The organism is Streptomyces bambusae (genome assembly GCF_019400985.1).
GTDB classification, from domain to species: Bacteria; Actinomycetota; Actinomycetes; order Streptomycetales; family Streptomycetaceae; genus Streptomyces; species Streptomyces bambusae_A.
In genome coordinates this window covers 19,825-28,530 of sequence record NZ_WTFF01000063.1, presented here as the reverse complement: position 1 = coordinate 28,530, position 8,706 = coordinate 19,825, and the positions used below count along the sequence as shown (strand labels likewise).

At 71.0% G+C, this 8,706-nt stretch carries 8 protein-coding genes; 3 read left to right on the top strand and 5 right to left on the bottom strand.

The genetic code is table 11. The features are described from left to right. The first annotated feature begins 108 nt into the window (after positions 1-108). From GPJ59_RS11885 to GPJ59_RS11875, 3 genes are all read left to right on the top strand, one after another. Complete coding sequence (locus GPJ59_RS11885) at positions 109-1,347, top strand: S8 family peptidase (protein ID WP_219666972.1); 1,239 nt, start codon at positions 109-111, stop codon at positions 1,345-1,347. A 235-nt stretch (positions 1,348-1,582) separates the two neighbouring features. After that, positions 1,583-2,893: a hypothetical protein gene (locus GPJ59_RS11880; RefSeq protein ID WP_308120255.1), complete on the top strand. Its 1,311-nt coding sequence runs from the start codon at positions 1,583-1,585 to the stop codon at positions 2,891-2,893. Positions 2,894-3,021: 128 nt separating this feature from the next. Beyond that, positions 3,022-4,413, top strand: a complete 1,392-nt coding sequence (locus GPJ59_RS11875; RefSeq protein WP_258024253.1) for a DUF916 domain-containing protein — start codon at positions 3,022-3,024, stop codon at positions 4,411-4,413. 144 nt (positions 4,414-4,557) lie between these two features. Here GPJ59_RS11875 and GPJ59_RS11870 read toward each other — a convergent pair whose 3' ends face one another. The 5 genes from GPJ59_RS11870 to GPJ59_RS11850 all read right to left on the bottom strand — a co-directional run bounded on the left by GPJ59_RS11870 (position 4,558) and on the right by GPJ59_RS11850 (position 8,704). After that, on the bottom strand, positions 4,558-4,998 hold the full coding sequence (locus GPJ59_RS11870) for a hypothetical protein (protein ID WP_258024252.1): 441 nt from the start codon (positions 4,996-4,998) through the stop codon (positions 4,558-4,560). Between the two features lie 459 nt (positions 4,999-5,457). Further along, positions 5,458-6,300, bottom strand: coding sequence for a helix-turn-helix domain-containing protein (locus tag GPJ59_RS11865; RefSeq protein ID WP_219666971.1), 843 nt, complete (start codon positions 6,298-6,300; stop codon positions 5,458-5,460). Next, entirely contained in the window at positions 6,290-6,814 is a 525-nt protein-coding gene (locus GPJ59_RS11860) for a DUF6879 family protein (RefSeq protein ID WP_219666970.1), read from the bottom strand. The genes GPJ59_RS11865 and GPJ59_RS11860 overlap by 11 nt, the downstream gene beginning before the upstream one ends. Then, complete coding sequence (locus GPJ59_RS11855) at positions 6,798-7,004, bottom strand: hypothetical protein (RefSeq protein WP_219666969.1); 207 nt, start codon at positions 7,002-7,004, stop codon at positions 6,798-6,800. Before GPJ59_RS11855 ends, GPJ59_RS11860 begins: the two co-directional genes overlap by 17 nt. A gap of 200 nt (positions 7,005-7,204) precedes the next feature. Then, positions 7,205-8,704, bottom strand: a complete 1,500-nt coding sequence (locus GPJ59_RS11850) for a CoA-acylating methylmalonate-semialdehyde dehydrogenase (protein ID WP_219666968.1) — start codon at positions 8,702-8,704, stop codon at positions 7,205-7,207. Positions 8,705-8,706 lie beyond the last annotated feature (2 nt).

Here is an 8,706-nt window from a genome sequence, read left to right as displayed (position 1 = left end):
GCCGACCGCCCCACGTCGCCCGCCCCACGTCACCCCGGCGCCGCGTGTCGTGCGCCCACTCGGCGCACCCTCCGCGCGCCCGGCCGGGAGCTCGCCGAGCATCGCCGCATGACCTCACTCTCCGCGCTGCTCCCGGCTGCCGCCCTGCTGGCGACGGCCGCCCTCCCTCTGCAACCGGAGGGCGGCCCCTCCCCCCGGACGCCCGCCGCCCCCTACGTCGTCGTGCTCAAGGACGTCGAGGACGTCGAGGACGCCGACAACGTCAAGGACGGCAGCGCCGGCGACCGTACCGGCGGCGGTGTCGCGCCCCGCGCCCGCGCCCTCACCCGGGCCCTGGCCGCCGAGGCCGCCGAGGCCGGGGACGACGTCGGCCCCCTCTACGACACCGTCCTCAGCGGCTTCGCCGTCCGTACGACCGCCGCGCGGGCCGCCGAGCTCGCCGCCGACCCCCGGGTCGCGTACGTGGAGCCGGACGCCGAGTTCCACGTCACCGGCACCGCCCAGCCCGACGCGCCCTGGCAGTTGGACCGCCTGGACCAGCGCGAGCTGCCGCTGGACGCCACGTACACGTACGAGCGGACCGGCGCCGGGGTCACCGTGTACGTCCTGGACACCGGGATCAACACCTTCCACCGGGAGTTCGGCGGCCGGGCCCGCACCGGGGCCAACGCCGTGCTGCTGGAGGGCGCCGCCGACTGCAACGGCCACGGCACGCACGTCGCCGGCAGCATCGGCGGGGCGACGTACGGGGTGGCCAAGGAGGTACGGCTGGTCGGGGTGAAGGTGGCGACCTGCCGGGGCAGCGCCCGCCTCTCGGCGATCCTGCGGGGCCTGGACTGGACGGTGAAGGACGCCCAGGCCCACCGCACGCTGCCGGCCGTGGCGAACATGAGCCTCGGCGGCGACCGCAGCCCGAGCATGGACCGCGCGGTCCGGCGGGCGGTACGGGCCGGGATCACCGTCACCGTCGCGGCCGGCAACGACGGCGGCGACGCCTGCGCCGGCTCGCCCGCCGCCGTGCCCGACGCCCTCACGGTCGGTGCGACCGACCGGCTGGACCGGCGGGCCGCGTACTCCAACCACGGGCCCTGCGTGGACCTCTTCGCCCCCGGCAGCCGGATCACCTCGGCCTGGATGGGCCTGCCGACCGCGACCGGGACCATGTCCGGGACCTCCATGGCCGCCCCGCACGTGGCCGGCGTCGCGGCCCTGGTGCTGGCCGCCCACCCCGGCGCGACACCGGCCCAGGTCGGCCGGGCGGTGCTCGGCGCGGCCCTCCCGGGCAAGGTCACCGGGGTCCCCGCCACCACCCCGAACCTGCTCCTGCACAGCCCCGTCCCCGGCTGAGCCCCCACCCACCGCCCACGTCCGGCCGTCCGGACGGTCGGACGGCCATCCGGCCGCCCAGGCACGTCCATCCCGCCCCGACCTGATGGGACATCAAATTCTGTGTGCTTCGGGCGAAACCAGTCATTGACTTCTCATCACCGCGACGCGTCAATGTCGGCCACCGCACCGGCTCGGCCTCCCCCGCACAGCGGGTCGGGGGAGGGTTCGTCATGACGAAGGAGTCGCGACCCACGTGGATACGACGAAGAGACGGGGCGTCACGTCCCGACGAAGAATGCTGGCCGGGGCGGGAGCCCTCACCCTGGCCCTGACCAGTGGTGTTGCGGGCCTGGCGGGAACGGCGCAGGCGGCGACCAAGACCACCCCGGTCTTCGTGAAGTGCGTCGCCCCGGCGCCGCAGCCGGGCGCCGACGGCAGCCAGAACTTCACGGTGACCCTGCCCGACGGGGCCAAGGCCGGGGAGACCGTGCCGATCGAGATCGACCCCGGTGAGACCCCGGTCGTACCGATGTTCACGATCGACACCGTCAACACCATCAAGGCGAAGCTGCTCGTGGGCGGCGTCGCGCAGACCGTCACCAGCCCGGCCACGCCCAGCCACCAGGAAGCGGGCAAGAAGGCCGACCCGCCGAAGTTCTCCGGGACCGTCAAGATCCCCGACGGCACCGAGGGCACCACGGTGGACGTCACGATCGACCAGGTGGTCACGGACGCCGACCTCGCGGGCACGGTCTACACCACGACGTGTACGCCCGACCCGCGCCCGAGCCAGCCCGTCGGCTCGGTCGCCGTCGCGGCGCTGCCGAAGGACCCGGTCACCACCAGGCTGACGCCCAACAGCGGCAAGGCCGGCACCTCCGTCGTGGCCACCGGTGCCAACTTCCCGGCCGGTGCCGTCACCTGTTCCGCGCTCCTCGCGGGCACCCCGACGGGTGACGCCGGCACCGGCACGGCGGACGCCACCGGCGCCGCGAGCTGCACCCTCACGGTCACCAAGAAGGCCGACGAGATCAGGATCGACGGCTCGGTGACCCCGTACAAGGCCTTCGTCTACGTCGAGGACGTGCCCGGGGTGAAGAACCCGGTCGACGTCGAGGTGCTGCCCGGCCCGCTGGGCATCGGCCCGCAGGGCGGGAACCCCGCGGTGGACTTCGGCAAGGTCACCATCAACGGCAAGCCGCAGTCGGTGACGGGCCAGTTCACGGCCATGACGGTCCAGGACTTCCGCGGCGGCACGCTCGGCTGGGACGTCACGGCCACGCGGACGCCGTTCCTGAACGAGGCCACCGGCCACAGCATGCCCAAGGCGCAGATCGGCATCCAGCCGAGCTGCAAGGTCACCAACCCGGACAGCCCGAGCACCTGCACCGCCGGGGCGCCCGGGGCGATCACGGACACGCCGATGAAGGTCGCCTCCCAGGCGGCCGGCGGGGACCAGCTGACGGGCGGCGAGTTCGAGGTCGGGGGTGCGGGGCTGATCCAGCTCCCGGCGTTCGCGTTCGCCGACACCTACCGGTCGGTCGTCACCTTCTCGATCGCCTGAGCGGAGCACTCCGCTCCCGGGGTGGTACGGCGTCCCACGCGGGCGCCGTACCACCCCGCGCGCCGTCCCGCCCCGGGTCCCGTGCGGCCCGGCTCCGCCCTTCGTCCGCCCCGCCTGGAGGCCCGTTCATGCGTACGCGCCCGTTCCGCCGCCTGCTGGCCCTGATGGCCCTGCTGGCTCCCCTGGCCCTGCTGCCCGCCGGCCCCGCCGCGGCGGCCGACAACGGCACCTGGGGGGTGTTCCCCACGCCCCCGGCCGGGGCGGCGGCGACCGACCGGGGCTACTTCTTCCACCAGGGCGCGGCCGGCACGGCGATCAGCGACAGCGTCACCCTCGTCAACTCCTCCGACCGCAACCTGACCTTCCGCGTCTACGCCACCGACGCCGTGAACACCCCGGTCGGCGGCGCCTTCGCGCTGCTGCCGGTGGAGGCGAAGCCGAGCGGGGTCGGCACCTGGGTCACGCTGCCGGCCGAGGCGGCGCAGGTGGTGACGGTGCCGGCGAAGGGCCGCAAGGACCTGCCGTTCACGGTCAGGGTGCCGCAGGACGCGGTTCCGGGCGACCACGTGGGCGGGATCGTCGCGCTGAACACCGAGGTGGAGGGCGTCCAGCAGGAGGGCAAGGTCAAGGTCGGCGTGAAGCGCTCGGTGGGGGCGCGCCTGTACCTGCGCGTGCCGGGGCCGCTCACCCCGGGGCTGAGCGTGGAGGACGTACGGGTCGACCGGCGCGCGCCGGCCCTGCCCTGGATCGGTGACGCGTCCGCGACCGTCTCGTACGCGCTGGTCAACCGGGGCAACGTGGTGATCGAGCCGAAGGTCGAGATCGCCGCGGAGGGGCTGTTCGGGCGGCGGGTGCTGGACGTGCCGGCGCGCGAGCTGAAGCTGGCGCTGCTGCCGGGCCAGCGGATCGAGCTGAAGCAGCCCTGGCCGGACGCGCCGCAGTCGGACCGGGTGAGCGTCCGCGTCTCGGCCGACGCCGCCGCCCACCCGGACCTGGCCGCGGAGGGCACTGCGGAGTTCCTCGCCGTACCCTGGCCCGCACTGGGCGCCCTGCTCGCCCTGGCCGGCGCCGCCGCCTTCCGGACGGTCCGCCGCCGCCGGAGCCGCCCGGCCCCGGAACCGGCACCCGCGACCTGGCCGAACTGCACTGACGGACGGCGGGTTCAGGCACGGTGGACGGACGGGCGCTCGGCCACCTGGTCAGGGGTGAGTCCGTCCACGGTCAAGTTGCCGGTCCACAGGTGGTCGCGGTTGGCGTACGTCGCTTCGAAGCTGACGCGCTTGCCGCCGGGCTCCAGCTTCCATCCCTGGTCCTGTAACTGGGCGATGCGGTCGCTGCCGCAGACGAACGCGCGGGTTGCCTGGATCAGAATCCACTGGGCAAGCTCGGCGTCCTTGGCGGCGGACTTCCCGCAGTTCCGGGCCATCTGCCACAACCGGGGCCACTCCACGCCCGGGGTCAGGGGGCCGACGATGCCCACGTCCCCGATCCGCCGCTCGTCAAGGTGGTGGGTGGCGTAGCCGAAGACCGCACCGAACATGGCGAACACGGTGACCCGACCTCGTCCGGCGAGGCCCTCGTCATTGCTGCTCATCTTTGGAACCCTTGGCTGTGGCGGTCCGGGCGCCTTAGCCACGCCCGGACCGCTTCCGTTCAGTGGTGGCTCAGCAGCCGTCGCCGTCGCCGCAGCAGGCCGGCGGGTTGCACTCCTTCGCGGAGCCCCACAGCCGGTCGTCCACGAAGAACCCAGCAGCCTTGACGCGGTCCACCACGGAACTGATCAGAGGGCGGGTGCGGACGGTGGCCTTGGGTTCGTGCCCGAGGAAGAACCCGAACTGTTCGTCGCACCACGCGGCGTACGCCTGCGTGTGGAGTACGAACGAGTGCCATCCGGGGTCGACCGTGCCCGAGGGGGTCATGTCGAATGCGCGGGTGTCGCCCATGACCTTCAGGAACGCGAGGGCCTGGTCCACGATCCGACGGGCCATGGACAGCTCGTGCCCGTACTCCTCCGCGCAGAACTCGGACACCTTCTCGAACAGCTCGGGACTGACGAGGTCCCGTCCGCGCCGTAAGGCGGCGGGGGATTCCAGCATGGTCGTCATGGTGGTGCTCCTTTCGGGTCAGGCTGCGGGCTGGGGCGGGAACTGCTCTCCGCCTTCTCCGGACTTGTCGCCGGGGTCGGACCTGGCTGCACCTCCTCACCGGTTGTCGGGTGTCGGGCGCGGAAGGATCGCCAGGCGCGCTCGCGGCGCTCCTCGGGGGTCATGTAGTCCGGGAGCCGTCTCATGTGGAGGCCGCCTGACCCGGGCACTCGTTGTGCCGGTAGGCGGGGACGGGCGCCCCGGGCGTGCGCTCGACGGTTCCCCGGCGGACAGGCTCAAGGGGCTTGATGGGCCTGTGACAGGCAGCGCACTCGTGTCCGGGGGCGTAGGTCAGGTACTCCCAATCGTCCCGGTCGTACTCCGGGGCCCGTGCCTTCTTCGCCCTTGCCATGTCGCGCCTTCCCGGTTGCCGTTCGGTCCGCGACAATCTTCGGCCCCGGCAGGGGGCCTACTGAAGGTTTATTTGCGTTGTCGGGTAAAGACGGCCGACCACTCGTTCAGGCGTTCCCTGGCTTGTTCTCCGAACAGGGCATGACTCTCGAAGGTCGCGAACTCGTCGAGGTATGCAGATACGTCCCGATGGTCTCGGAAGACCATCACACCAGTAGACGTTTCCACGGTAGCGATCCGGTCGTCATAGACAGTGAAAACGTTCAACGGGCCCGGCATCACCACAGACCCGATGGGGATTACCCCGATACGCACGTTGGACAGGCGAGTCAACGACGCCAGCCGGTCCATCTGCACAGCCAGGGCGTCCGGAGGAATGAGCGGCCACCTGACAGCCTGCTCAGTGAGAATGAAGGTGAACTGCTTCGACCTGTCGTACAGGACGGCCTGACGTTCAAGCTTCTTCGCGATGGTCTTGCTCTGATCTCCGGGAACGTCCGCGATGCTGGCCCGTACGTACTCTGGCGTTGCCAGGAGCCCTGTGATCATCGTCGGCAGGAAGTAGCGGAACTCTGTGGACGACTTCTCGAAGCCGGCCAGCTCATTCTGTCGCTTGTCCAAACCCCTGCGACGGGAAGACCAGATATCCTTCCATTCAGTGTTCGCCATCCGGGCGAGCGCCATCACCTCAGTTACGAGAGAGGCGGGCGCGTCAAGTGCCCGAAGGATTAGCTCCACGTCCACGAGAGCAGGTGTCAGCTTCCCGCTCTCAATGTTGCTGATTTTCGTCTGGGACATGTTGCAGCGCTGGGCGAGCCGGGTCTGAGTCCACCCGGCTCGCTTCCGCAGCGTCTTAAGGGTTTGCGCCAGGTCGGCTCTGGACTCCCCTAGCTGCTGAGGGTCAAGCGTCAATGCCCTTCACGTACTCCTCAAAGGGCACCGACTCGGCGATAGCGATGCGCTGGTATTCGATGAACTGGCTCAGGTCGCCTTCGTAGACCTCGCGGCTGATCTGGCGCCCGTCCGGGTGGTAGTTCATCAGCACCACTTCGGAGCGGTCGAACATCCAGAAGTCCTGGACGCCCTCAAGCGGGTTCGGCCGGTCGGTCACGTCGAGAATACGGATCTGCTCACCGGCCAGCACGTGCGGTGCGTAGTACTGGGAGAACTCGAACCGCAGGTAGTCGGAGAGCGGCCGGGTGAGGACGTGTACGCGGCCCTGAGGGCGCCCCTCGGCGACCTGTCGGCGTAGCCGGTCGGTGTACTCGTTCGAGACCGCCTGAGGGTCGATCCGGACTCCGGCCTTGAAGGCTGCGAACTCATCCGCTTCCTGCGGCATGAGGTACTGCGGCAGGGTCTCCAGTCGCCACGCTTCGACCGTGAAGCGCTCGAACCGGGACCGCCACGCGTCACCATCCAAGAGCACGGAAGGCCTCCCTCAGCACAGCCTCAGGGATCTCGACGAGGCCCTCACCAGCCGGGGGCTGGAAGGCCGTGGACACGTCGCCCTGAACGATGATCGAGCCGCTCGGAGACAGGTACACGTTCGGGCAGTCGTCCCCGCCACAGGTGCCGTTCCCGTTGCCGGTGAGCCTGGTCAGTTCCTCACGCGCCATGACGAAACCCCCTTGTCGGGCAGCCCGGTTGGGCTGGTGACCATGACCGTACGAGGGGGTGCGGTCCGGCGTCCATGCCGTCTTGCCAATATTCGCGTAGTCGCATAAAGCCGGGTGCCCGGCCGGTCCGGGGCAGCAGGAACCCCCGGCCGGTGAGGGTTGGCCGGGGGTGGCTGCCGTTGCGGGGTGGCTGGTGGGGGTCAGTGGTTGCGGGGGAAGCCCAGGTCCACGCCTGCCGGGGCCTCGGACGGGTCCGGCCAGCGGGTCGTGACGACCTTGCCGCGGGTGTAGAAGTGGATGCCGTCGTTGCCGTAGATGTGGTGGTCGCCGAAGAGCGAGTCCTTCCAGCCGCCGAAGGAGTGGTAGCCCACCGGCACCGGGATCGGCACGTTCACGCCGACCATGCCCGCCTGGATCTCCAGCTGGAAGCGGCGGGCGGCGCCGCCGTCGCGGGTGAAGATCGCGGTGCCGTTGCCGAACGGCGAGGCGTTGATGAGCGCCACGCCCTCCTCGTACGTCTCGGCGCGCAGCACGCACAGCACCGGGCCGAAGATCTCGTCGCGGTAGGCGTCGGAGTCGGTGGAGACCTTGTCCAGCAGGGACAGGCCGATCCAGTGGCCGTTCTCGTAGCCGTCGACCGTGTACCCGGTGCCGTCGAGGACGACCTCGGCGCCCTGGTCGGCGGCGCCGTGCACGTACGAGGCGACCTTGTCGCGGTGGGCGGCGGTGATCAGCGGGCCCATCTCGGAGGTCGGGTCGTCGCCCGGGCCGATCTTGATCTTCTCGGCGCGTTCGCGGATCTTGTCAACCAACGCGTCGCCGATGGAGCCCACCGCGACGACCGCCGAGATGGCCATGCAGCGCTCGCCGGCCGAGCCGTACGCCGCGGAGACCGCCGCGTCGGCGGCGGCGTCGAGGTCGGCGTCCGGCAGCACCAGCATGTGGTTCTTGGCGCCGCCGAGCGCCTGGACGCGCTTGCCGTTGGCGGAGGCGGTGGTGTGGATGTAGCGGGCGATGGGGGTGGAGCCGACGAAGGAGACGGCCGCGACGTCCGGGTGGGCGAGCAGCGCGTCGACCGCGACCTTGTCGCCGTGCACGACGTTGAGCACGCCGTCCGGCAGTCCGGCCTCCTGGGCGAGCTCCGCCAGCTTGTTGGCGGCCGACGGGTCCTTCTCGCTGGGCTTGAGGACGAAGGTGTTGCCGCAGGCGATGGCCAGCGGGAACATCCACATCGGCACCATCGCCGGGAAGTTGAACGGGGTGATGCCCGCGACCACGCCCAGCGGCTGGCGGATGGCGGCGACGTCCACGCGGTTGGAGACGGACGTGGACAGCTCGCCCTTGAGCTGGGTGGTGATCCCGCAGGCCAGCTCGACGATCTCCAGGCCGCGCGCGACCTCGCCGAGGGCGTCCGAGTGCACCTTGCCGTGCTCGGCGGTGATCAGCTCGGCGATGGCGTCGCGGTTGGCGTCGAGGAGGGCGCGGTAGGCGAAGAGCACCTTGGTACGGGCGGCCAGCGAGGACTGGCCCCAGGTCTGGAAGGCTTCCTTGGCGGCCCGTACCGCCGCGTCCACCTCCTCGGCCGACGCCAGCGCCACCTGCGTGGTGACCTCGCCCGTGGCGGGGTCGGTGACCGGGCCGTGGTTGCCCGACGCGCCCTCGACGGTCTTGCCACCGATCCAGTGGTTGACGGTCTTCATGT

What these genes read in the sequence shown, in the direction of transcription:
- GPJ59_RS11885 (WP_219666972.1), top strand. Translation starts at nt 109, where the DNA reads ATGACCTCACTCTCCGCGCTGCTCCCGGCTGCCGCCCTGCTGGCGACG.
- GPJ59_RS11875 (WP_258024253.1), top strand. Translation starts at nt 3,022, where the DNA reads ATGCGTACGCGCCCGTTCCGCCGCCTGCTGGCCCTGATGGCCCTGCTG.
- GPJ59_RS11870 (WP_258024252.1), bottom strand. Translation starts at nt 4,998, where the DNA reads ATGACGACCATGCTGGAATCCCCCGCCGCCTTACGGCGCGGACGGGAC.
- GPJ59_RS11855 (WP_219666969.1), bottom strand. Translation starts at nt 7,004, where the DNA reads ATGGCGCGTGAGGAACTGACCAGGCTCACCGGCAACGGGAACGGCACC.
- GPJ59_RS11850 (WP_219666968.1), bottom strand. Translation starts at nt 8,704, where the DNA reads ATGAAGACCGTCAACCACTGGATCGGTGGCAAGACCGTCGAGGGCGCG.